This is a genomic window from Streptococcus sp. NM (assembly GCF_003390135.1).
Taxonomy (GTDB): domain Bacteria; phylum Bacillota; class Bacilli; order Lactobacillales; family Streptococcaceae; genus Streptococcus.
The window spans coordinates 520,740-543,311 of the sequence record NZ_QUOS01000001.1 but is presented as its reverse complement, the minus strand read 5'-3'; the positions used below and the strand labels follow the sequence as shown (position 1 = coordinate 543,311).

24 protein-coding genes and 1 pseudogene are annotated in these 22,572 nt (G+C 37.3%); 8 read left to right on the top strand and 17 right to left on the bottom strand.

Going from position 1 to position 22,572, the window contains the following annotated elements; genetic code table 11:
* Nucleotides 1–41: 41 nt before the first annotated feature.
* The 12 genes from sdbB to DXN33_RS02830 form a co-directional block, all read right to left on the bottom strand.
* Nucleotides 42–608 carry a thiol-disulfide oxidoreductase-associated lipoprotein SdbB gene (gene sdbB, locus DXN33_RS02885; RefSeq protein WP_115904279.1) on the bottom strand — a complete coding sequence of 189 codons (567 nt, stop codon included), beginning with the start codon at nucleotides 606–608 and terminating at the stop codon, nucleotides 42–44.
* 11 nt (nucleotides 609–619) lie between these two features.
* Nucleotides 620–1,327, bottom strand: a complete 708-nt coding sequence (gene ccdA2 / locus DXN33_RS02880) for a thiol-disulfide oxidoreductase-associated membrane protein CcdA2 (protein WP_042751026.1) — start codon at nucleotides 1,325–1,327, stop codon at nucleotides 620–622.
* 196 nt (nucleotides 1,328–1,523) lie between these two features.
* Nucleotides 1,524–1,943 (bottom strand): F0F1 ATP synthase subunit epsilon, encoded by a 420-nt coding sequence (locus DXN33_RS02875; protein ID WP_049493458.1) that lies wholly within the window; start codon nucleotides 1,941–1,943, stop codon nucleotides 1,524–1,526.
* 10 nt (nucleotides 1,944–1,953) lie between these two features.
* Nucleotides 1,954–3,360 carry a F0F1 ATP synthase subunit beta gene (gene atpD / locus DXN33_RS02870; RefSeq protein WP_000094357.1) on the bottom strand — a complete coding sequence of 469 codons (1,407 nt, stop codon included), beginning with the start codon at nucleotides 3,358–3,360 and terminating at the stop codon, nucleotides 1,954–1,956.
* An 85-nt stretch (nucleotides 3,361–3,445) separates the two neighbouring features.
* Entirely contained in the window at nucleotides 3,446–4,324 is an 879-nt protein-coding gene (locus DXN33_RS02865) for a F0F1 ATP synthase subunit gamma (protein ID WP_000301224.1), read from the bottom strand.
* Between the two features lie 15 nt (nucleotides 4,325–4,339).
* On the bottom strand, nucleotides 4,340–5,845 hold the full coding sequence (gene atpA / locus DXN33_RS02860; RefSeq protein ID WP_049551952.1) for a F0F1 ATP synthase subunit alpha: 1,506 nt from the start codon (nucleotides 5,843–5,845) through the stop codon (nucleotides 4,340–4,342).
* A 14-nt stretch (nucleotides 5,846–5,859) separates the two neighbouring features.
* A complete protein-coding gene (locus DXN33_RS02855) occupies nucleotides 5,860–6,396 on the bottom strand; it encodes a F0F1 ATP synthase subunit delta (protein WP_049502213.1) in 537 nt (178 codons plus the stop codon).
* Complete coding sequence (gene atpF, locus DXN33_RS02850) at nucleotides 6,396–6,890, bottom strand: F0F1 ATP synthase subunit B (RefSeq protein ID WP_115904278.1); 495 nt, start codon at nucleotides 6,888–6,890, stop codon at nucleotides 6,396–6,398. Before atpF ends, DXN33_RS02855 begins: the two co-directional genes overlap by 1 nt.
* A gap of 13 nt (nucleotides 6,891–6,903) precedes the next feature.
* Complete coding sequence (gene atpB, locus DXN33_RS02845) at nucleotides 6,904–7,614, bottom strand: F0F1 ATP synthase subunit A (protein ID WP_000392870.1); 711 nt, start codon at nucleotides 7,612–7,614, stop codon at nucleotides 6,904–6,906.
* Between the two features lie 33 nt (nucleotides 7,615–7,647).
* Complete coding sequence (locus tag DXN33_RS02840; RefSeq protein WP_001054560.1) at nucleotides 7,648–7,848, bottom strand: F0F1 ATP synthase subunit C; 201 nt, start codon at nucleotides 7,846–7,848, stop codon at nucleotides 7,648–7,650.
* Between the two features lie 314 nt (nucleotides 7,849–8,162).
* Nucleotides 8,163–9,449, bottom strand: a complete 1,287-nt coding sequence (locus DXN33_RS02835) for a U32 family peptidase (protein ID WP_000169063.1) — start codon at nucleotides 9,447–9,449, stop codon at nucleotides 8,163–8,165.
* Between the two features lie 137 nt (nucleotides 9,450–9,586).
* Nucleotides 9,587–10,285, bottom strand: coding sequence for a GntR family transcriptional regulator (locus DXN33_RS02830; protein ID WP_115904277.1), 699 nt, complete (start codon nucleotides 10,283–10,285; stop codon nucleotides 9,587–9,589).
* Nucleotides 10,286–10,426: 141 nt separating this feature from the next.
* On the opposite strand from DXN33_RS02830, the gene guaA reads away from it, so the two are divergent.
* Nucleotides 10,427–11,989, top strand: a complete 1,563-nt coding sequence (gene guaA, locus DXN33_RS02825; RefSeq protein WP_115904276.1) for a glutamine-hydrolyzing GMP synthase — start codon at nucleotides 10,427–10,429, stop codon at nucleotides 11,987–11,989.
* A 211-nt stretch (nucleotides 11,990–12,200) separates the two neighbouring features.
* Here the strand turns inward: guaA and DXN33_RS09770 are convergent, their stop codons facing one another.
* From DXN33_RS09770 to DXN33_RS02810, 4 genes and pseudogenes are all read right to left on the bottom strand, one after another.
* Entirely contained in the window at nucleotides 12,201–12,491 is a 291-nt protein-coding gene (locus DXN33_RS09770; RefSeq protein ID WP_258864222.1) for a hypothetical protein, read from the bottom strand.
* 211 nt (nucleotides 12,492–12,702) lie between these two features.
* A complete protein-coding gene (locus DXN33_RS09765) occupies nucleotides 12,703–13,323 on the bottom strand; it encodes a hypothetical protein (RefSeq protein WP_258864221.1) in 621 nt (206 codons plus the stop codon).
* A 2-nt stretch (nucleotides 13,324–13,325) separates the two neighbouring features.
* Nucleotides 13,326–13,550: pseudogene (locus tag DXN33_RS02815) on the bottom strand (type IIL restriction-modification enzyme MmeI); the annotation flags it as partial.
* A 226-nt stretch (nucleotides 13,551–13,776) separates the two neighbouring features.
* Nucleotides 13,777–15,117, bottom strand: a complete 1,341-nt coding sequence (locus tag DXN33_RS02810; protein ID WP_000669585.1) for a hypothetical protein — start codon at nucleotides 15,115–15,117, stop codon at nucleotides 13,777–13,779.
* Nucleotides 15,118–15,400: 283 nt separating this feature from the next.
* On the opposite strand from DXN33_RS02810, the gene DXN33_RS02805 reads away from it, so the two are divergent.
* The 7 genes from DXN33_RS02805 to DXN33_RS02775 all read left to right on the top strand — a co-directional run bounded on the left by DXN33_RS02805 (nucleotide 15,401) and on the right by DXN33_RS02775 (nucleotide 20,222).
* Nucleotides 15,401–15,886: a helix-turn-helix transcriptional regulator gene (locus DXN33_RS02805; RefSeq protein WP_115904274.1), complete on the top strand. Its 486-nt coding sequence runs from the start codon at nucleotides 15,401–15,403 to the stop codon at nucleotides 15,884–15,886.
* Nucleotides 15,887–16,032: 146 nt separating this feature from the next.
* On the top strand, nucleotides 16,033–16,353 hold the full coding sequence (locus DXN33_RS02800) for a hypothetical protein (protein ID WP_000985761.1): 321 nt from the start codon (nucleotides 16,033–16,035) through the stop codon (nucleotides 16,351–16,353).
* On the top strand, nucleotides 16,353–17,438 hold the full coding sequence (locus DXN33_RS02795) for an AAA family ATPase (protein ID WP_002900371.1): 1,086 nt from the start codon (nucleotides 16,353–16,355) through the stop codon (nucleotides 17,436–17,438). Before DXN33_RS02800 ends, DXN33_RS02795 begins: the two co-directional genes overlap by 1 nt.
* Nucleotides 17,438–18,049, top strand: a complete 612-nt coding sequence (locus DXN33_RS02790; RefSeq protein ID WP_000592630.1) for a hypothetical protein — start codon at nucleotides 17,438–17,440, stop codon at nucleotides 18,047–18,049. Before DXN33_RS02795 ends, DXN33_RS02790 begins: the two co-directional genes overlap by 1 nt.
* A 130-nt stretch (nucleotides 18,050–18,179) precedes the next feature.
* Nucleotides 18,180–18,776, top strand: coding sequence for a replication protein (locus DXN33_RS02785; protein WP_115904273.1), 597 nt, complete (start codon nucleotides 18,180–18,182; stop codon nucleotides 18,774–18,776).
* A complete protein-coding gene (locus DXN33_RS02780) occupies nucleotides 18,769–18,972 on the top strand; it encodes a DUF3173 domain-containing protein (RefSeq protein WP_001086263.1) in 204 nt (67 codons plus the stop codon). The genes DXN33_RS02785 and DXN33_RS02780 overlap by 8 nt, the downstream gene beginning before the upstream one ends.
* A gap of 14 nt (nucleotides 18,973–18,986) precedes the next feature.
* Entirely contained in the window at nucleotides 18,987–20,222 is a 1,236-nt protein-coding gene (locus DXN33_RS02775) for a tyrosine-type recombinase/integrase (RefSeq protein WP_002900374.1), read from the top strand.
* Nucleotides 20,223–20,623: 401 nt separating this feature from the next.
* Here the strand turns inward: DXN33_RS02775 and DXN33_RS02770 are convergent, their stop codons facing one another.
* Nucleotides 20,624–22,177, bottom strand: coding sequence for a hypothetical protein (locus tag DXN33_RS02770; protein WP_115904272.1), 1,554 nt, complete (start codon nucleotides 22,175–22,177; stop codon nucleotides 20,624–20,626).
* Between the last annotated feature and the right edge of the window lie 395 nt (nucleotides 22,178–22,572).

The following is a 22,572-nucleotide window of genomic DNA, read 5'->3' as shown; positions in this document are numbered from 1 at the left end:
TAGGGGATTGATTGTATAAATACTATTTTAAAATCTTGATTCTAGTTCATTTCTTTAAAGGCTGCTTCTGCATCCTCGTTGCTGATGACACCAAATTGAATCTTTCCAATCTTTCCTTGACTATCAATCAGGTATTCTGTAGGAATGCTTCGAATTTGATAAGCTTGGAAGGTGGTTCCTTTTGTGTCATAAAGTACTGGGATATCTTTATATCCTTGATCTTGGAACCATTGTGGAAATTGCTCGACAGTTTTTTCACCTTGAATTCCTGGTGCAATGACACTAAGAATTTCGAAATCACGATCTTGTTTCGCAGCTAATTCCATCAACTCAGGCATACTTTTCTTACATGGACCACACCATGAAGCCCAAAACTTCAAGTAGACTTTTTTCCCCTTATAATCAGATAACTTAACTTCTTTACCATCCATAGATTGCAAGGTGAAGTCTGGAGCATCTTTTCCAACAGCAATTTGTTGTACAGGCGTTTGTTGCTGTTGTTTTGGGGATTGTTCTGGTGCTTGAGTCTTTTTAGTCTCTTCCTCGCCACAGGCCATCAATACAACTAGTGACAAGAGGCTTAAGCCAGCAAACATTACTTTTTTCATCTTTTTCTCCTTTATTCAAAAATACCAGCTAGAACATTTACTTGTCCTAATAGTAACAAAATTCCCATTAAAATAATGAGGAAACCACCAATTTTCTTAAGTAGCATCATATGGCGCTTGAGTTTACTAAAATAAGGCATCACTACGCCTGAAGCTAGAGCCAAGACCAAGAAAGGAATGGCCATTCCCAGAGTGTAAATAAGAGTATAGATAGCTCCTTGCCAAGCGCCATTACCTCCAGAAGCCGCAAGTGCTAAGACAGAACTTAAAACCGGCCCAATACAAGGCGTCCAACCAAAGCTAAAGGTAATACCAAGTAAAAAAGCTGACCAATAACGATTAGAATCTGATTTTTTAAAGGTAAAGCTTTTTTGAACCTCTAATTTCTTAAAATGAAAAATTTCCATCTGGTGAAGGCCCAAAATGATAATAATTGTTCCCATGACATATCGAAACCAATTTGCATAGAGAATATTACCAAAGTAACCAGCACCAAATCCTAAGATAAAGAAAATGAGAGAGATACCTGCAATAAAGCAAAGTGTTCGAATCAAACCTGACCAGGCAACTTTTTTCCCAAATAATGAAAAACTTTTTGCACTATCCTGATCATCCAATAAGATACCAGTATAGACAGGTAACAGAGGGAAAATGCAAGGGGAAAAGAAGGATAAGATCCCTGCTAGAAAAACAGAGATTGAAAATACTATCGTTTCCAATAAAGAACCAACTTTCTTAATAATTCTAATTCTATTTTACTATAATCAATTTTATTTGTATGATTTCTGCTACGCAAATTGAACTATGCAATCTTTTAATTATCTTTTATATCTCTAGACAATTCTAATTTTGCATCAGTTTTGCTCCCTAAGAAAACATAAAAAATGAACTTGGTAACTCAAGTTCATTTTTTTCTTATAGTCTATTTCCGACATTAATACGGTTAATGGCACGTTGCAGTGCAATCTTCGCACGACGTTCTTGGTCAATCAAGTGTTTGTCGTGTGCTTCTTCAATTTCACGCTCTGCTCGAAGTTTGGCACGTTCTGCACGACTAACGTCGATATCACGAGCACGTTCTGCAGAGTCAGCAACAATTGTGACAACGCCATTGGCAACTTCGATAACGCCCCCGTTCACTGCAATCCAGTTCACGTGATTTTCATCATCTACACGTTTAACCTTAACCTCATCAACTGCTAAAACTGCAATCATATTTTCATGTCGTGGCAAGATTCCCATCTCACCATCCAGAGTTCGAACTGATACAAAGCTGGCATGGTGATCATAGACGAGACCATCTGGTGTCACGATCTGGACAGTTAACTGAGCCATAGATCACCTCTTAAAATCCCATTTTTTCAGCTTTTGCAATCACATCTTCGATAGAACCTACACCACGGAAGGCATCTTCTGGCAAGTGGTCGTGTTTACCATCAAGTATTTCCTTAAAGCCACGAACAGTTTCAGCAACTGGAACATAAGAACCTGGCTGACCAGTAAATTGTTCCGCAACGTTGAAGTTTTGTGACAAGAAGAACTGGATACGACGGGCACGTGCAACCAAGGTCTTTTCTTCATCAGAAAGCTCATCCATACCAAGGATAGCGATGATATCTTGCAACTCATGGTAACGTTGAAGGACACGTTTTACTTCAGCAGCAACTGCATAGTGCTCTTCCCCAACGATTTCAGGTGCCAAGGCACGTGAGCTTGAAGCAAGTGGGTCAACGGCTGGGTAGATACCCAATTGTACCAACTTACGTTCCAAGTTAGTTGTTGAATCCAAGTGAGCAAAGGCTGTTGCTGGCGCTGGGTCAGTATAGTCATCCGCTGGCACATAGATAGCTTGGATAGAGGTTACAGAACCCTTCTTGGTTGATGTAATACGTTCTTGCAATTGACCCATTTCCGTAGCAAGTGTTGGTTGGTAACCAACGGCTGATGGCATACGACCCAAAAGGGCAGATACTTCTGAACCAGCCTGAGTGAAACGGAAGATATTATCGATAAAGAGAAGCACGTCTTGGCCTTCTACATCACGGAAGTATTCAGCGATTGTCAAACCAGTAAGGGCAACACGCATACGTGCTCCAGGTGGCTCATTCATCTGACCAAATACCATGGCTGTTTTCTCGATAACGCCTGATTCTTTCATTTCCCAGTAAAGGTCGTTCCCTTCACGAGTACGTTCCCCAACACCGGTAAATACTGAAATACCACCGTGTTCTTGGGCAATGTTGTGAATCAATTCTTGAATCAAGACAGTTTTACCAACTCCGGCACCACCGAAAAGTCCAACTTTACCACCTTTAAGGTAAGGGGCAAGAAGGTCGATAACCTTAATCCCTGTTTCAAGGATTTCAGAAGAGGTAGACAACTCATCAAAAGTTGGAGCTTTTTTATGAATTGGCTGACGCTCTGCATCTTCTGTAAAAGGAGCTTCCAAGTCAATGGTATCTCCCAAAACGTTGAAGACACGTCCCAAAGTTTCTTTACCTACTGGTACAGAGATTGGACGACCTGTGTCCAATACTTCCATTCCACGAGTCAAACCATCTGTTGATTCCATGGCGATAGTACGAACCATACCATCTCCCAACTCCAAGGCTACTTCAAGGACGATTTTTGTTTTTCTTTCGTCATTTTTGTAGACGACAAGTGCATTGTTAATCTCAGGAAGTTTTTCCCCTGCTGCAAACAAGACGTCTACAACGGGACCGATAACCTGAGCAATTTTACCTGAACTCATCTCCTTCTCCTATTCTATATAAGATACTGTCGGTCCCTAGCTTAACTAGGTCCTAAGTTCATTTTCATACGAGCTGGACTAGTGCCTATTCTAAGGCACTAGCTCCTGCTACGATTTCTGTAATTTCTTGTGTAATCGCCGCCTGTCTGGCACGGTTATACTGAATTGTCAAATCATTAATGACTTTCTTAGCATTATCTGTCGCTGTTTGCATGGCTGTCATACCCGCAGCATTTTCAGCTGTCTTAGCATCGATAATAGCACCATAAATCATACTTTCTGCAAACTGAGGCAACAACTGCTCCAAAATTTCTTCTCGGCTAGTTTCCAATTCAAAGGTCAAGCTGTAACTGTCATCCGCTTCATTTGGATCCAAGTCAACAATCGGAAGCATTTGCTCCACACGCATTTGACTGGTTAGCGTATTGACATGGTGGTTATAGCAGACATAGAGTTCATCAAAAAGTTCATTTTGGTACATTTCAACAGTTTTTGAAATAATCTTACGAACTTCATCAAAGCTTGGTTGATCTGCCAAGCCACGTAGTTCATAAAGTGGTTGAATACCACGAGCTTTAAAGAAATCAGCTCCCATTCCACCAATACAGATCATTTCAAAACCTTTACCGTCTGGATGGTATTCTTCTTTCAGCTCCATAACGGCTTTCAAAATAGAAGAATTATAGCCTCCAACCAAACCGCGGTCTGAAGTAATGACGATATAACCTGTCTTCTTAACTGGACGACTAATCAACATCGGATTGGTTGAACTGCCGGCTCCATTACCATGAAGAATATCCGTCAAAAGTTTACGAACTTTCTGAGCATAAACTTGGAAGTTGCGAGCAGCTTCTTCAGAACGACCTAGCTTAGCAGCTGATACCATCTGCATGGCATTAGTGATTTGACTCGTATTTTTTGTTGAGGCGATTTTTGTTTTAATATCATTTAGAGATACTGCCATCTGACACCTCTATTCTTATTGGAAGCTGGTTTGATTGAGAAACTCTGTAATCGCAGCATCCAAGACTGCTTCGTCTGGCAAGTCTTTTGTATCACGAATGGTTTCCAAAATCTCTGGATGTTGAGCATCAAAGAAGGCATGGAACTCTTCCTCAAAACGAACAATTTCATCTACTGGAACAGTATCCAAGAAACCATGTGTCAAAGCATAGAGAATGGTTACTTGTTTCTCAACAGGTAATGGTTTGTGAACAGGTTGTTTCAAGACTTCAACTGTACGACGTCCACGGTTCAACTTAGCCTGTGTTGCTGCGTCCAAGTCAGAACCAAACTTAGTGAAGGCTTCCAACTCACGGTATGAAGCAAGGTCGATACGAAGTGTACCAGCAACCTTTTTCATGGCTTTAATTTGTGCAGAACCACCTACACGAGATACAGATGAACCCGCGTCAATGGCTGGACGAATACCCGCATTGAAGAGACCATCACCAAGGAAGATTTGTCCATCAGTGATTGAAATCACGTTGGTTGCGATATAGGCAGAGATATCTCCTGCTTGTGTCTCGATAAACGGTAGGGCTGTAATAGATCCACCACCAAGTTCATCAGAAACTTTAGCTGAGCGCTCAAGCAAACGGCTGTGAAGGTAGAAAACATCCCCTGGGAAGGCTTCACGACCTGGAGGACGACGAAGCAAAAGAGACAGTTCACGATAAGCTACCGCTTGTTTTGAAAGATCATCATAAACGATCAAAACATGCTTACCTTGGTACATAAATTCTTCCGCCATGGCAACCCCAGCATAAGGAGCTAGGAAGAGCAATGGAGATGGTTGTGAAGCAGAGGCTGTCACAACGATTGTGTAGTCCAAGGCACCGTACTGACGAAGTGTTTCTACTTGCGTACGAACTGTTGATTCTTTCTGTCCAATCGCTACGTAGATACAGATCATATCTTGACCCTTTTGGTTCAAGATTGTATCAATCGCAATTGTTGTTTTCCCTGTCTGACGGTCACCGATAATCAACTCACGTTGACCACGACCAATCGGTACAAGGGCGTCGATAGCTTTCAAACCAGTTTGCAATGGTTCTGATACAGACTTACGTTGCATAACACCAGGAGCTGGCGCTTCTACTGGACGAGTTTTATCAGTGTGGATTTCTCCAAGACCGTCAACTGGACGACCAAGCGGATCCACAACACGACCAATCAGACTTTCACCTACTGGGACTTCCATGATTTTCCCTGTACGGCGGATTGTATCGCCTTCACGGATATCTGTAAAGTCACCTAGGATGATAATACCAATGTCTGTTGACTCCAAGTTTTGAGCCATACCATAAGAGCCGTTTTCAAAAATCAACAACTCTCCACTCATGGCATTTTCAAGGCCGTGAGCACGCGCGATACCGTCCCCGATATAGGTTACAACACCTGTTTCAGTCACATCAAAATTGGGTTTGAAATTTTCAATTTGTTGCTTAATTAAAGCGCTGATTTCTTGTGCGTTAATTGCCAAAAGAACACCACTTTCTATTTCAAATTTTCTTTAACAACTTTAAGTTGTTGTTTAATACTCACATCAATTGTCTTGTGATTGGCAAAAATGACAAAACCACCAATAAGACTTTCATCGATTTGTTCTTTTACACTCCTTACTTTAAGAGACATTTTTTTCTCAATCAAAGGGAGCAAGCGACTCTTTTGTTCATCAGTTAAAGGATGAGCAGAAGTAATCGTCACTTCAAATCGATTTGTTTCTTTTTCAAGTCGGTTCAAACAATCTACAAGAATATCATAAAAAAGATTTGCTCTGTGATTGTAGATAAGAACCTGGATAAAGTTTTGCAATAAAGTCGACACTGAATCTTGGAAGAACGCAATCGTTTTTTCCTTGTCAGACTCGTCGACTGCCACTTTTTTTAAAAAAGAAGGTAAACCTGTTTCTTCAGCAACTTGCTTGATTTGAGCTAAGTCTGAAAAGATACGGTCTTCTTCTCCTTTTTCTAAAACCAATTGGACAAAAGGCATGCTGTATTTTTCAATTACCTTTACTGTTTTCTTGTCCATTAAGCTTCTCCTAACTGATCGATATACTGATCAATGAGTTCTTTATGGGCATGACCGTCAAGGTTTTGTGAGATGATTTTACCAGCCAAGCTGATTGTCAAATCTGCTACCTCACCCTTAACGCTTTGTAAAGCTTCAGCTTTATTTTGAGCAATTTCTTGGTTCGCTTTTTCTTTCAAGCGTCCTGCTTCTAGCTTAGCATCTGCTAAAATACTAGCTTTGCTTTTCTCAGCTGTTTCTTTCGCATTCTCAATGATTGTCTTAGCTTCTTTACGGCTACCAGCCAATTCTTCTTCGCGTTTCTGAGCCAATACTTCTGCTTTTTGACGTGCTTGTTCAGCTCCGTCAATATCTGCTGCAATTTTTTCTGCTCTTTGTTCGAAAATGCTAGTCAAATTTGACCAAGCGTATTTCTTAACCAAGACTAGCAAGAGAATAAAGGAACCAGCGATTAGTATAAAATCACCAAGTAATTCACCTACTGTTACATTCATAAACTACTCCTTTCTATTCTTCATCATTAATTTTATTTCCTAGGTACATTGAAGATAACAATGTAAATACATATGCTTGTACACAAGAAATAAAAACAGAAAATGCAGTCCAGATTAGATTTGTTCCAAAAGCAATAGGGTACCAATAGAAGGCCTGATGAGAAAGTAGGACTAACATACTTGCCATCACTTCCCCTGCAAAGATATTACCAAATACCCGCAATGCAAGTGAAAGGAGATTGGTAACTTCTTCTAAGAGATTCATTGGTGTCATAAAACCTGGTGTTACAAATGCTTTTAAATACTTTTTGATTCCACGACGACGAATTCCTTCTACGTGGGTCATTAAGATAATTGTAAAAGACAAGACCAAGTCAAATGACAAATTTGCTGTTGGTGAGGTCCAAAGATTTACACCATCTGTAGTCTGAATTCTAGCCATTAAGCCAATATTATTTGCAATGGCCATAAATAGGAATAAACAGAAATAAAAGAGAGAATAATCCTTTATCATTGGACCAAGGTTTGATTTTGTAAATCCAACAACAAAATCAAATAAATACTCTAATACATTTTGTTTTCCTGTGGGTCTCAAAGTCATATTTCGAGTTGCCCAATAAATAAAGCCAAAAATAAGTGCTACAGTCAACAAAGTCAAAACTACTATGGTTAAATTAAAGGTAACAGGACCAATATTGATGGTTGGATTAATACTTTCTTCCATCTAAAATCCTCCCTTTTTCAATTTATACTTCTTTTATTTGATGATAAATGAAAAGACAAGAGTAACGAAGAAAGTACCTTCAATAAAGGCAACCCCTAGGATCATCAAACTACGTAGTTCTGAGATGATATCTGGTTGGCGAGCAACTGATTTCAACAAACCATTCATCAACATACCCTCACCAAGAGATACACCCATACAGGCAAGACATAGACCGAAAAATGTTAAATTCATGACGAATTCTCCTTTTAATTAAAATTTACTTACTTAGTTTAGTCCTAAAAATTGGATTTGTCAACTTTTTACTTACGTTGAAAGCGTTTAATGAAAATTATTTACAATTTTACTATTTTTAAGTCTATTATATAGAAAACTTTGGAAAAAACTTGTAATAAATTCGTCCATTATCTAGTTCTTTCTGAAAAATAATGAAAAAATCCGAGATGGAATCTCGGATGGAAATTAATATATTTTCTTTAACCTAAGGTTCTTTGGTAAGTAGGATTGAAGGGAAAGCAACTAGAAAACTTTCGTCTCCTACATGTTTATTAAGCACGCACTGTAACGCTGGTGCCATCTTCTTTATAAAGATTGATGAGTCCTTCTTTGAGAGCTCGAACCATGTCTCCAGCTTGAACAGGTTGTGGAACCTTAATAGTCAATAGTTCCATTGGATTTGGAGCGCGATCGATCTTATTTCCTTTAGCATCATGCAGATCTTCGATATATGTTTCAAAATGACGGAAACCTGGACCGTAAAACTCAACTTGGTCCCCTTCGTTAATGACGTTCCGTTGGCGAATGGTTGCTGTTTGTGTCGCATCATCATAAGCAACCACTTCAGCGACAAACTTATACTCAGGAATTTTACGACGAGCACCAAATAACTGCTCATTTTCAGACGGCGTACCATAGTAGAAACCTGTTGCTAATTCACGTTGGGCAACCTTCCACATCTCATCAATCAAGTCTTGCTTGATAGCTTCAAACTTCTCTGGACTCTCTAGATAAGCATCAACAGCCGCCTTATAACAGTTAGTTACTGTCGAAACATAGTGAATAGACTTCATGCGTCCTTCGATTTTTAGACTGTCCACACCATTTTCAATCATATCCGGGATATGGTCAATCATTGACATATCAACGGCTGACATTGAAAATTCTTCAGGAATTTCACCTTTAAGACTCTTACGTTCCTTCCCAAATGGCATATCGTAAAGGTCGTATTTCCAACGGCATGACTGAGAGCATCCACCACGGTTAGCATCACGCATACTCATGTGGTTCGAAAGAGTACAACGACCAGAGTAAGAAATACACATGGCTCCATGAACAAAGGCTTCAATCTCAACATCTGTACGTTTGCGAATTTCTGCCAATTCTTCCATTGAAACCTCACGCGCCAAAACGACACGAGTTAAACCTAGTTCTTTCCAGAACTCAAGTGTTTCATAGTTAGTGGCACTTGCTTGGGTAGAGAGGTGGATTTCAAGACCTGGTGCTTCTGTAGCCGCAATCATAATCAAGGCTGGATCAGACACGATAACTGCCGCGATTCCGATATCACGTAGTTTACGGAACCACTCACCAGCACCAGCCTCATTTCCTTCGTGCATAACCATATTGGCAGCCACATAAACCTTAGCACCATACTTGGCCGCAAACTGGACACCTTCTTCCATCTGTTCGAAAGTAAAGTTTCCGGCACGGCTACGAAGGCCATAGGCCTGACCACCGATAAAGACAGCATCTGCTCCATATTGAACAGCTACCTTTAGCTTCTCTAAAGTCCCTGCAGGTGATAAAACCTCTGGACGTTTTAATGTTTTTGTCATGTTTTCTCCTATTTGCAATATAAAAGTTTGACGTTTTTCCTTCTCATTTTATAGTAAATAAGCCATAAAATCAAGCCTAGACAGATTGTTTTGACAATTCTAATCTTTTAGGAAATCAAAAAACTAGCCTTTCTAGACTAGTTATTCTCAAGATAAAATTCAAAGCGTTCGCCTACATACTGACTTTTTACGTATTCAAATGCAGTACCATCTTCTAGGTAAGAAATCTGAGTCAGACCAAGAATAGCATGTCCTTTTTCAACTTCCAAATAGTGGGCAATTTTTTCCTTAGCAAGGCGAGCATAGATAGTCTGCTGTGATTTGCCAATACGGTAGCCATGTTTTTGCAAGGTCTGGAAGAAATGACTAGTGATTTCTTCTTTTTTAAAGTCCTTAATGAATTTTTCAGGAATAGAAGCAACTTCATAAACTAGAGGAACTTGGTCGGCATAGCGGACCCGTTCCATTCGGATAATATTCTCCGTTGGAGAAATTCCTAACTTTGCAACTTCCTGCTCATTGGGAATGGTTTTTCTGTAGGAAATGAGCTGGCTAGAGGGTACTTTACCTTGGGACTTAACAATTTCAGTAAAACTTGTTGTTCCTCGCATCTTTTCTTGTACCCGAGTACTAGAAACAAAGGTGCCACTTCCTACGTGGCGCTCTAAGACGCCTTCTTCGACTAATAGAGATACGGCTTGGCGGAGGGTCATGCGACTGACCGCAAACTGCTCTGCTAAGTCTCGTTCACTAGGAAGTCTCTCACCAATTGCCCAACGGTGTTCGTCAATATCCTTTTTAATCTGATCATGGATTTTCATATAAGCGGGTAGCATATTTTTCACTTCATTTCTATCTTTTCTCTATTGTACCCCAATAAACTAGAAAAAGTCAAACTTCGCCTTGTTTAGTTGGTAATTCGCCCTTATTTGTGATAGAATATTGAAAAAAGATATTTCTTTTGAGAAAGGAAAAAGATGAGCAACATTTCAACTGATTTGCAAGATGTAGAAAAAATCATCGTATTGGACTATGGTAGCCAATACAACCAGCTGATTTCACGCCGTATCCGTGAGATTGGTGTTTTTTCAGAACTAAAGAGCCATAAAATTTCAGCTGCTGAAGTTCATGAAATCAATCCTGTAGGAATTATCCTATCAGGTGGTCCAAACTCTGTATACGAAGATGGTTCATTTGATATTGACCCAGAAATCTTCGAACTTGGAATTCCAATTTTGGGAATCTGTTACGGTATGCAGTTGTTGACACATAAACTTGGAGGAAAAGTTGTTCCTGCAGGTGATGCTGGAAATCGTGAATACGGTCAATCAACTCTAACTCATACACCATCAGCTCTTTTTGAATCAACACCTGATGAACAGACTGTTTTGATGAGTCATGGTGACGCAGTTACTGAGATTCCTGCTGATTTTGTTCGTACTGGAACTTCAGCTGACTGTCCATATGCAGCCATTGAAAACCCAGATAAACACATTTACGGTATCCAATTCCACCCAGAAGTTCGTCATTCTGTATACGGAAATGATATCCTTCGTAACTTTGCCCTTAACATCTGTAAGGCTAAAGGTGATTGGTCAATGGATAACTTCATCGATATGCAGATCCAAAAAATCCGTGAGACTGTCGGTGATAAACGTGTCCTTCTTGGTCTATCCGGTGGGGTTGATTCATCTGTAGTTGGGGTTCTTCTCCAAAAGGCTATTGGTGATCAATTGATCTGTATCTTCGTGGACCACGGTCTTCTTCGTAAAGGAGAAGCGGACCAAGTTATGGACATGCTTGGTGGTAAGTTTGGTTTGAATATCGTCAAAGCAGACGCAGCTAAACGTTTCCTTGATAAACTTGCTGGCGTTTCTGACCCTGAACAAAAACGTAAAATCATCGGTAACGAGTTTGTGTATGTATTTGATGACGAAGCAAGCAAGCTCAAAGATGTGAAATTCCTTGCTCAAGGTACTTTATATACAGATGTTATCGAGTCTGGTACGGATACAGCTCAAACTATCAAGTCACACCACAACGTGGGTGGTCTTCCAGAAGACATGCAATTTGAATTGATTGAACCACTCAATACTCTCTATAAAGACGAAGTTCGTGCCCTTGGTACAGAACTTGGTATGCCAGACCATATCGTATGGCGCCAACCATTCCCAGGACCAGGACTTGCTATCCGTGTTATGGGTGAAATCACAGAAGAAAAGCTAGAAACAGTTCGTGAGTCAGACGCTATTCTTCGTGAGGAAATTGCTAAAGCAGGTCTTGACCGCGATATCTGGCAATACTTCACTGTTAATACAGGCGTTCGTTCAGTTGGTGTTATGGGTGACGGTCGTACATATGACTACACGATTGCAATCCGTGCTATCACCTCTATCGATGGTATGACTGCTGATTTTGCTAAGATTCCATGGGAAGTCCTTCAAAAGATTTCTGTGCGTATCGTAAATGAAGTGGATCATGTTAACCGTATCGTCTACGATATTACAAGTAAACCACCTGCAACAGTTGAGTGGGAGTAAAATATAAGAGTAACTTTGGCTAAGAAACCTTAATTTAACAGCATTTGAATTGTTTTAATTGGTCTTAAAAATGAGGTGAATTCATTTGAATTGTCTCCAAAGTGTCTCCAAAAGAAGTTCGATTTATGAACTTCTTTTTTATTTCATTTTGATAGAGGTATACAAAAGGCAGGTATTTACACCTGCCTCGTTTTTTTATATAGCTTTAACATTAGTATTTATTCCCCGAGATAATTTCAAAAATATCTAATCCTTGTTCGATTTGCTCGTTTAATTTTTTTACTTTTTGTGTCGCAATTTGCTTATAGTCATCTAAAGGAATTTTTTCAAATGAAAAATCGTTATAAAAATAGTTGTCTAATTTTTCTTTTTGTTTATTGCTTAACTCTCTAGAAAATGTGATGTGAATCAAACAATCACCTTCTAGTCCAATTCTTTCCACTACACTATGTTTAATGTATTCTCCAGACTTAGAAATGTAAAAGTTATCAATTTCCTTCATTTCAATTTTTCTTATAGAACTACCAAATGCTGGGGCATCTTTTTTATAGTGAAAAATGTATATTGGTTGTGTAGGCATAGATTCCCAAGCTCTATTACTAGGCAGAGAAAGTAACTTTTTTTCTGATTTTTCAATAAGCTGTTTATAATAAACTATATCACTTTCACGCTCCTCAGCTTTTAGTATTATGCTGTTTCGAGAAAGAATTTGGCTAACATTTTTTTTTTTGCTTCATTACTGAGTAATAGATGTCAATTCCTGCATTATACGCTTCTCTTGCATCACGTTCTCGATATATACTGAGTTTAATATCGTAATGTTTGTAATTGTCACAGCATAATGCCATTAAAATGTATGATGAAAGTGTATAAGTTGCTCCTCCATAGTGGTCTTGTTCATAAAAATATCCTAAATTCAAATCCTTAAGGAATACATCTATTTTACCAAGATCTAATTCGTAAAGATTTTTTCCTTTATATTCAATGGGTACAAATTTATGAGAAGAAATTTTTATGTCTCTATCAGCTATAAGATAGTTGAGACTACCGCCATTTTTTAATAAATAAGTAATACTCTCATACGTTTGATAATCGTAACCTATGTTTTCTTTTCCATTGTCAACAAACAATATTGGAGAATCTGACATTTTAGTTAATGCAAGTTCCTTTACATTTGTATATGAAACGGATTCTAGTTTTTCTTTTTTCTGATTCAGTCTATCTTTAATCCAGTTGATTATGTACATTGTCCACCTCGCTACACTCCTTACCCCTAACCAGTAACCAGTATGTCCAGTCTTAGGGAAATTATTTTTCTTTAATAAGTTCTTCATATTTGCTCAATCAAGACTTTAGTCTTTTCAATATAGCCATCAATGAAACTGGTATGGTCAAGCATAACCTTATCTTCAAAAGTGATATACTCAGTTGGCTTTTCAATGCCATAAACTGACTGCAAAAGGTCAAGCCAAAAAGGCTGTGAATCTTGTCGTTCATTCCCTCTATCTTTCCAATGTGCAACAAACTCATTTGCTTGATTCTTCTGTTCCTTTAGTGTCATCACAGTCTTGTTAGACTGATCACTGTTCCCCTTATCTAACATCACATACCTCACATATTTCATCAGCAAAAGGGATTTAATAGTTATTTAGTATATTGTGTGAGCAATGCACTAAAGGGTACTCCTTTACCAATTTTTCATATTCACTCTATTATACCATTTAAGGATAAAAATTCAGTCTTCAATAATTTTTTAGACATATCCAAAAAACTTTGAGACATAAAACTCAAAGTTTTTTATTTCTCCTATCTCTAAACCATTCCATTTGCTCTCGTTCTTCTTTTGCTAAATAGCTATTAGGATGCTTTTTGATGTATAATCTCCTTCTAAGATGTTCGTTCCATCGGTCTGCTTGTTTTTCACTGTCTAGTATCAATGGCTTTAATTCAGCGGAGTCACCAGAGGAAAAATAAGCTAATATTTCATTCCCTTTTTGATATTTTTTGATATACCCAAGATAGTTACCACCCCAGTGATTACTGTCTTCATGTTTACTCTGTAAAACAGTCATTTCCTCAAAAACTCTGTCAATCAATTTGGATATCCTAGTAACATGGAGCAAATCCGAATATTCATCTGTTAGTTCTTCTTTTGCATTGAGAGCCTCAAGCTCGTCTAAAAAATTATCATCCCAAGAAGAGCTATAAATTCCTAATAATTTCGAAGATTCAAATTCAATAATTCTCTTCTTATATCCCTGAGCTTCTTTTTGAATAGCAACCATAGATTCAATACTATGATATTCAAATCCTTCTCTCTCATTTATAAATTGCTCAAACTTGTCTTTCAACACCTCCTCATAAAACAAAGATAAAACTCTTTCAATCTTTGCCAATCTATTCTCCCCCTCCTGCCTACTCGGGAAGGATGAATTATAAAAACTTACAAAGTATTCTATATCCAATGTAAAGATATCTTCAAAAGAATTCTCATGTGTACCAAATCTTTCACTGGCTCTAAAAATACCTGTCATAAGTAATTCCCAGTTATCCTTAACAAGAAGGCTATACACCTTTTTAGTATCTTTGACATTTTGCTTTATTTTCTCAAACACAATATTTAATGGGACATAACCTAAAACAATTCTCCATAAGTTTTCATCATATTTTTCATACAAAATATCTAGCATCAATGCTGTTGGAAAAAACGTCTCCATTGTACGCTGTTCCGACTCACTTCCGAAAAAAATTTCGTCATATGATTTGAACATCATATTTCGTTTTCTAAAATTGATTTGTTCTTCTTCATTTAATCCAAAGCCGGTATCGGTTGGACTAATTTTACAATTATTGTAAATTGCCCTAACTGCTGAATTGGTAAATAAATGAGGATTTTTTTTATTTATTTTTCCTCCTCGAATTTGTCCAATTAAAGGGGCATTTTTTGAATATATTTCTTCATTTGACAACTTGCTATATTTTGGATTCTGTTTTTTCTTTTTACCATGTTCCCAATAGTATTCCCGAGAAGATACTTCTTTACGTTCTCTATTTATCTCTCTCACTTTACAATCTAACCGAAGGGAAGCAATATCGAGCAAGTATTTCTTAGTATTCTTGAACTTCATACAAAACCTGGTATTTCTTTCATTAAAATAAATTATTTATGCCTAAATTATACCACGTTTTTTGACTTTATAATAATATCAGGGATATTTATATCTCGAAAAATAAAAAGTCCAAAAGCTGGCCAGCAAAGGACGGATCGAAACAATATGATTACTATGCGGTAAAGGTTTAGTTTTGCATATTACTGTTTCACCGTTTCTTTTTTGTGCCATTCTTGCATCTACTCGGTAACTGTAATAGCTCATTTGTTTCTTTCCGTCTGAGGACAGGAAAGGACAACTTATGCTAAAAGCTAAAGTTAAAGCTCTCTATTGTGAATTACTTGGTCAAGCTATCAAACAAGAATTGATTGAGCAAGGTAAAGCTCAGAACAGTATCTTTTATTATAATTTTGATGAACCTATAGAAATCTCTGCTCCTGCCGTTAGTCAAATCCTAAGAGGTAAACGAAATATTACCTTAGACACTGTAGATGCCTTGCAAGAAACACTAAATCTTCCTAATGTAAAGAGTGTTTTCTTCCCTAGTATTGACTTTTGCAAGTTTCTCATTACTCAATTGACAGAACTTATTCTTTCTGAAGGACACGATTCCACAAAGCATCTTTTCAAATCCAAAAAGAAAGGTATTCAACAAAATCTCTCAACCTTGGCAACTGACTTATATGATTTCTTCCCTGATTTTCCAAAGGAAGAAACATCTTACCAAATTGCTGATAGCCTAGTTGAATGGTTAATCGAATTCGTCTCACTCGTAGCACAACTTTGAGTGCTACACTTTCAAAAATCTTGAAATCAAGAAAAGTCTAAAACGTCTATCATAGATATGTACTTAGCTAAGACAGTCCAGCTCACGACTCAAACTGAGCACGTCCCCCTAACAAAACAATTAAGCCATAAAGGAGGATAAAACCCATGGCAATTAAAACCAAACACAAGAAAGATGGCTACTCAGCCACAACTGCAACGGAATATGTCATTCCTACTAAACCGATTCACAGTTTAAGCACTGAGCTTGAACCCCAACAACTCTTTGAAGATGGAAAGCCAACCGGTGAGATTATCGCCTACAAGGCAACCTTTGTTCAAGAAGGGCTTGAACCTTTCCAAGTAAAATTTGAAGACAAGGTCAAACTTCCTGAATTTCTAAGCTTGATTGAATTTGAAAATCTCCAAGCCGTTGAGGTTCGCTACAATGTCTACTTCAAAGCTGACGGTATCAAGGAGGTCAAATAATGGCAACTAAAGCAGATACTGTCCTGCAATCTTACTTGCTCCAGAGCCTCAACATGGCTCTTGGGGCTCTGATGCAGGGGGAAACAAGCTACACCAATAGCTTCAATATTGTCATTCAAGAGGGTGGCTTCATCTTCATCCCTAGGCTTCCTTGTGCCTACATCCTAGATGATGAACTCTATAACAAAATCTTCTTGATTGCTAACGCTTCCTTGTACCCTCACTATACACTTCTGAAACAGAATGCCACTTACTTTATCCCTCTCAAGACAGATGACATTCATGTTCAGCGTGGACTCTTCTTCCCTTGGAAGGTGGGTATCTCAAAACGTTTGGTCATCCCTGACCTTGACAAGTACACATCCAACCTACCAAAGAATCAGATTCCAATTATGGAAAATTTTACTCTCAATCTTGATAAGGTGAACCACATGGCTATCTGTGGAAACTCGGGCTCAGGGAAAAGTTATGCCCTTACCTACCTGCTCTCCGTTCTCAAAAATCAGAGCGACCTCATCATCGTAGACCCTAAGTTTGATTCCCCAAGTCGTTGGGCTCGCGAACACAAAATAGCAGTCATTCATCCCGTGGAGAACCGTTCTAAGTCTGATTTCGTTTCAGAGGTCAATGAGCGTTTAAGTCAATGCCTAAATCTGATTCAACAACGGCAAGCAATTCTATATGACAATCCCCGTCATGAATTCGCACATCTCACAATTGTCATAGACGAGGTACTGGCTCTTTCAGAGGGAGTCAATAAGGCAATCAAGGAATCTTTTTTCTCTCTTTTGTCACAAATTGCTCTACTTGGACGGGCTACAAAAATTCACTTGCTCTTAGTAAGCCAGCGATTTGACCACACCACGATTCCAGTATCAGTACGGGAACAGCTTAATGTTCTAATTCAGATTGGAAATATAAATAGCAAATCTGTTCAATTTTTGTTCCCTGACCTAAATCCTGAAGGTATTGTTATTCCGACTGGACACGGCACTGGCTTGATACAGGTCATTGACAATGAGCATCCCTATCAGGTACTCCCACTACTTTGTCCTACATACTACACAACGGAAGGTATTCTCTAATGATAAAAAAATCATTCTTCATGAGGACTTACAACCTCAACATCTACTTGATTCTCTTTTCACTTATAACAGGATTTCTTGGATGGTCATTAGACTTTCTAGCGAGCACTATTGCCCTAACGCTTCCTATCGCCCTTGACCTTTCGCAAGTCAGTAGCTATCTAACAATGGGAAGCCAATACTCTTATACGGTTATGAGCTACTTACTAGGTGCATTGTTTGCATCCGTTACGCTTGAAATCATGAATCGTGTTCGATTTGATAATCTTTTCAACTATTTCAAATCCATCTACCACACTTTCAAGCTCCGTAATTTCCTGACACAACGTGAAAAATCAGAGAAAGTCACAAAAATAGATAACCAAACCATTACAACCCACAACCCAATCAACGGCAGCTTCAATCGTTGTGCTCGTAAGAGTGTTGTAGACATCCAAAAAGATGAAGTCAGAGTATTCATTAAAGTCCCAAGAGACCAGCAGGGGCAAAAAGTCTTGAGTGATATGACTTCCCAACTAAAAGAGGAAGTATCTAGTCAGCATCCTGACTACTACTTCTCTGCACCTAATCGGGGTCGCAATAACCTTTGGTTAGTTGGTAAAAAACGGTAAAAGAGGGGGCTATGGCTTGCGTTTAGCAGTAGCCAAATAGCTCCCTTCTTTTCTATTGACCAAGATAAATGGGGGTTACTACGACCCCCCATTTATCCAATAATCAGTAATCACAGAAATGAGGTGAAAAATGGCAAAAGAACAACGTTCTAGCAAGTGGACATTCTTATTCTACAAAGAGAGCGCCCCTGCAGACTATCTTGTAATTCTTGAAGAATTGCATATTCCCTTTATCTTGAGCCCGTGGCACGATAAAGACATCAATCGCCAAACAGGAGAATTGAAAAAGGCTCACAAACACGGAGCATTCTTCTTCGATTCACTCAAGAGCTACAAACAAGTATCTGAACTAATCAAAGATAAGCTGAACGGCCCTTCTCACGTGGAAGTTGTCCAATCTCCAAAAGGACTCTTTGACTACTTTACCCACGCTGAGAATAAGGATAAAACGCAATATGATCTGAATGATATTGAGGTAGGCTGTGGATTTAACCTTGATAAGTTCCTTGTAGAGATGAACTCAGATGACTTCATGCAAGAGGTGGTGGATATCATTGAACAGAATGACTTCACTGAGTTTGAAGAGCTAGTATGGTATGCACGTGCGAATCATACTCCCCTTCTTGGGCTCATCATTGAACGTACCTACTTCTTTGCTAAGTATCTTGATTCTCGGCGTTGCAATCCTCAGCGTAGCAATATCAAGAAGGAGGAAGAAAATGAATAGTAAAAATCTGTTGACTATTACTTCTGATGATTTGGTTAAACTAGGCTACGCAAAAGCTACAGCTCAACAAATTATTAGACAAACTAAGTTGAATATGGTACAACAAGGGTATACCATTTACAACAATAGACGATTAGGAACTGTTCCAATCGAAGCTGTTGAGGAGATTCTTGGCTTTAAGTTACTGAACGAATAGAAAGTAGGTAATTTATGGCTAAAACAAACTTCCAAGATGTGTATATTGATGATAAAGGTCAATTCTACTATGAAGTTAGCCTAGGTAACGATAAAATCACTGGTAAACGTATCAAGAAAAAGTCTCGTAAAGACTCAAATGGTAAAAAATTCACTACTGCAAAAGAAGCCTATACAGAAGCGATTAGGGTCAAAAATGACTATCTTCAGTCAGATGGATACTCTAATTACGATATGACTTATGAGCAGTTCATGAATACAGTTTATTTACCTTACTATCAGTCAGAAGTAAGCGAACATACTTATGCAACACGTCAGCCGTCCTTAAAAATTGTTTTCAATCGATTTGGGAAGAAAAAACTCAAAGACATAACTGTTCGTGAAGTTCAGAACTTTAGAACATGGCTATTAGCTAAAAATGGTGGTAATTATTCGCAAGCCTATGCAGGTCTTACTTTTGGAACTTTTAGAAAGTCATTGGATTTCGCTGTTGATATGCAATATCTACAGAAGAATGTTTCAATGAAAGTAAAATCTATTCCAAAAGGGAAAAGTATCGCTGAGTATTGGACAAAAAACGACTTTGAAGAAGTTATTAGCAATATCTGCATTTCTGATTTCTATGAGCATTTATGCTTTGTTATGCTGTGGCTCTACTTCTGTACCGGGGTGCGTGTGAACGAAGGAACAGCAATCTGGTGGAACGATATTGATTTTGAGAAAAAAGAGCTCAGAGTGGCTCATATGCTGATTATGACTAATAAGAATAATTGGCAAAGACAGAACCACACTAAAACAGATGCTGGTCTCCGTATCGTTACTTTAGATGATGATACCATCCAAATCTTGAAAGCATGGAAAGAACGTCAATCTGAACTTGGAAAAGTAAATTTTGTTTTAAGTTACGATGGTAACCCTATGCTTAAATCAACCATTTCAAGAATCATTAAGCGTTATGCCAAATTAGCAAATGTCCCATTGATTCAAGCAAAAGGTTTACGACATTCTCACGCATCCTACCTTATTAACGAGCTTAACGCATCGGTGCTGATCGTTTCAAAACGACTAGGACACTCAAGTCCAGAGATCACTTTGAAGCACTATGCTCATATGTGGTCAGGAGTTGATAAGGAACTGGCTAATGAAATGACTGGATTAATCAATATACAACACGCTAAAAATACAAAAGTTAATTTCAATGGAAATCAAGCAATACTGAGAGAGTCTCCAAAACTGTCTCCAAAATCATAACCACACGCTAAAAACACTGTTATATAAACGATTTGACGACCTTATTTAGTCGTTGAGTGGGAATAGAGTTAATGAGTTAAAAAAAGCCTAGAAATCAATATTTCTAAGGCTTTTTATTTTGCTTTAACAACAATTTAACAACAAAAACTATTTTTCAGTATTTAAACCTAATATCATTTTAACCTTTTTGGTACTTTCTATATACATACCTTTCTTAGACTCGCTAACAATTCTAGCATAGTCTCTATTATCTTCAGACAATTCATAAATACTATAAAAATTATTATTAAATTAAACCCCACTAATCAAATCATTTTCTTCATTCATTATTTCATCGCTACATCAAGTTTCTGAATATATTTCTATTAAACCTTCATAAACAGTTAAACAATAAACCCTGATTAATCAATTTTTAAATGTATCTTACCCTTTACTACATCCGGTATATGCTTTGAAGTAATTTCATATTCGACAGTTTGAGGTACATTTTCAAACATTAGTATCGATGGAAATGCCATTGAGGAGTTATGTTTCAAATACTCAATGCCAAATCTTAAAATATCAAATTCTGAATTTGTAAAATTTTTATATATAAATATGTGTTCTAAAGAGTTTTTATAGTTGTATTTTTGATCTTCATAACCAGGTCTCGTAGTATATGCGATAAGTGGATTAATATTAATTCTTTCTATATTTGATGGGATTATTTGAAAATAAGCGTAAGCATCAACTGAGTCACTTTCTTTAATTTTAAATAGAAATTCATCTAATTCAATTCCCTGTATCTCCTCAATTATGTTCTCTCCTGGATAAAGCAAGTTATTATGTTTTAGCAGACAACCTTTTGGTACCATCAGTTTTATATCGATATCTTCATCATATGTTTTACCTAAGTTAGAAACGATTAATTCGACAAATTTAATGTTATCTATGTATGTGAAATATTCAATGTACTCTTTGTAAGATACTATTTCCCAATATAATTTGTTTAATTTAGAAAAGCGTTTCTTTTCCTTATCAGACCCTATATACGAAGGTCTACTGTTACCAAAAGGAATTTTCACCTGAAATTTATCTTTCCTTAAATTTCCTAAGTGCCAAAAATTTTCATGTAGTTTGATTTGGTTTTCTTTAGCGAAATCATTTATAGTATCTTTGAATTCATCACTAATAACCACAGAATCAGCCATTTTATAAAGAAAATCAACATTCGCATCTTCTTTTGAAGGCATGATCAACTTTTTGGTTTTATCTTCTAATATACCTGATTCTTCAGAAATTACGGTACTGTTTAGTTCATCTATATATTCATTAATCCTACTTTGTTTTTCATTGATAAATTTTGACTCCAGTAAACTAAATTGTTTAGGTAAAACATTTTCGTCAGATAATGTTTTTTTATCCCTTATTGTCAAAAACGGTTTTATATTTTCGTTTTGATAAGTTTCTTTTTCTGAAATTAATTTTAAAAAATAAAGTGATAGATGATTTGTAAAAAGCCTTTGAAAATCAATCTCATCTTTAACTATAAAAAATATCCCTCTATCTTTATATCTTTCTTTAAATTCTTGCACTTTTTCATATTGCTTAATGTCTATATTAGACGGAATTATCGGAGCTTCTAAAAAGTACATAAAAACTTGTTTGTCAGCTGATAGCATCTCCTCAATTTCTTCTTCCGTTCCGGATCCATAATTATCTGTTGCAGTACCAAATCTTGTCCAAAATATAGCAACAGCTGCATCACATTCCCTAACAATTTGCTTATTTAATAATTCCTGTGGTTTATCACCTGATTCAGGAAAGCTATCCGTTGACCAATGCTTGATTGATACTTGTATATTATTCAAACTACCATACAGTTTATTAAAATTATCAACAGCTTCCTTAATTAATTGAAGATAGCCAGGGCAAGAAATTAATAAATCGTAAATAGTCACTCCTTCTCTTGGCATCCATGTATCCTCCGAAAATTTAATACTATACAAATTTAACCTATTGTAATTATAAAGCAAAAAAACAGCAAAATCAAATTCTCTTACTGTTTTATTGGTTATAAACAATTGGAAATCAATGGTTTAGAACAAAGGTATCTACAACACAAAAGAGTAAATTAGGCTATGTTAATAGCATTTATCCCTTAGCGACTGCTCTTGTAGAAACTTATGGCAATGATGTAAAGCCATATTGGAAAAAAGATGATATTAATAAGGCAACAGAGAAAGCCAGTAATCGTATAGTGAGATTTATCTTTGGATAAAAAATAGTGTAGGCTGAAGAGAATTCTTTAAAACTAGCTTGCTACAATTATTCTTTGACAGATCTAAATGAAGTAACAATAGAAAATAAG

What these genes read in the sequence shown, in the direction of transcription:
- sdbB (WP_115904279.1), bottom strand. Translation starts at nt 608, where the DNA reads ATGAAAAAAGTAATGTTTGCTGGCTTAAGCCTCTTGTCACTAGTTGTA.
- DXN33_RS02875 (WP_049493458.1), bottom strand. Translation starts at nt 1,943, where the DNA reads ATGGCTCAGTTAACTGTCCAGATCGTGACACCAGATGGTCTCGTCTAT.
- atpD (WP_000094357.1), bottom strand. Translation starts at nt 3,360, where the DNA reads ATGAGTTCAGGTAAAATTGCTCAGGTTATCGGTCCCGTTGTAGACGTC.
- DXN33_RS02865 (WP_000301224.1), bottom strand. Translation starts at nt 4,324, where the DNA reads ATGGCAGTATCTCTAAATGATATTAAAACAAAAATCGCCTCAACAAAA.
- DXN33_RS02855 (WP_049502213.1), bottom strand. Translation starts at nt 6,396, where the DNA reads ATGGACAAGAAAACAGTAAAGGTAATTGAAAAATACAGCATGCCTTTT.
- atpF (WP_115904278.1), bottom strand. Translation starts at nt 6,890, where the DNA reads ATGAATGTAACAGTAGGTGAATTACTTGGTGATTTTATACTAATCGCT.
- atpB (WP_000392870.1), bottom strand. Translation starts at nt 7,614, where the DNA reads ATGGAAGAAAGTATTAATCCAACCATCAATATTGGTCCTGTTACCTTT.
- DXN33_RS02840 (WP_001054560.1), bottom strand. Translation starts at nt 7,848, where the DNA reads ATGAATTTAACATTTTTCGGTCTATGTCTTGCCTGTATGGGTGTATCT.
- DXN33_RS02835 (WP_000169063.1), bottom strand. Translation starts at nt 9,449, where the DNA reads ATGACAAAAACATTAAAACGTCCAGAGGTTTTATCACCTGCAGGGACT.
- DXN33_RS02830 (WP_115904277.1), bottom strand. Translation starts at nt 10,285, where the DNA reads ATGCTACCCGCTTATATGAAAATCCATGATCAGATTAAAAAGGATATT.
- guaA (WP_115904276.1), top strand. Translation starts at nt 10,427, where the DNA reads ATGAGCAACATTTCAACTGATTTGCAAGATGTAGAAAAAATCATCGTA.
- DXN33_RS09770 (WP_258864222.1), bottom strand. Translation starts at nt 12,491, where the DNA reads ATGAAGGAAATTGATAACTTTTACATTTCTAAGTCTGGAGAATACATT.
- DXN33_RS09765 (WP_258864221.1), bottom strand. Translation starts at nt 13,323, where the DNA reads ATGAAGAACTTATTAAAGAAAAATAATTTCCCTAAGACTGGACATACT.
- DXN33_RS02810 (WP_000669585.1), bottom strand. Translation starts at nt 15,117, where the DNA reads ATGAAGTTCAAGAATACTAAGAAATACTTGCTCGATATTGCTTCCCTT.
- DXN33_RS02805 (WP_115904274.1), top strand. Translation starts at nt 15,401, where the DNA reads ATGCTAAAAGCTAAAGTTAAAGCTCTCTATTGTGAATTACTTGGTCAA.
- DXN33_RS02800 (WP_000985761.1), top strand. Translation starts at nt 16,033, where the DNA reads ATGGCAATTAAAACCAAACACAAGAAAGATGGCTACTCAGCCACAACT.
- DXN33_RS02795 (WP_002900371.1), top strand. Translation starts at nt 16,353, where the DNA reads ATGGCAACTAAAGCAGATACTGTCCTGCAATCTTACTTGCTCCAGAGC.
- DXN33_RS02790 (WP_000592630.1), top strand. Translation starts at nt 17,438, where the DNA reads ATGATAAAAAAATCATTCTTCATGAGGACTTACAACCTCAACATCTAC.
- DXN33_RS02785 (WP_115904273.1), top strand. Translation starts at nt 18,180, where the DNA reads ATGGCAAAAGAACAACGTTCTAGCAAGTGGACATTCTTATTCTACAAA.
- DXN33_RS02780 (WP_001086263.1), top strand. Translation starts at nt 18,769, where the DNA reads ATGAATAGTAAAAATCTGTTGACTATTACTTCTGATGATTTGGTTAAA.
- DXN33_RS02775 (WP_002900374.1), top strand. Translation starts at nt 18,987, where the DNA reads ATGGCTAAAACAAACTTCCAAGATGTGTATATTGATGATAAAGGTCAA.
- DXN33_RS02770 (WP_115904272.1), bottom strand. Translation starts at nt 22,177, where the DNA reads ATGCCAAGAGAAGGAGTGACTATTTACGATTTATTAATTTCTTGCCCT.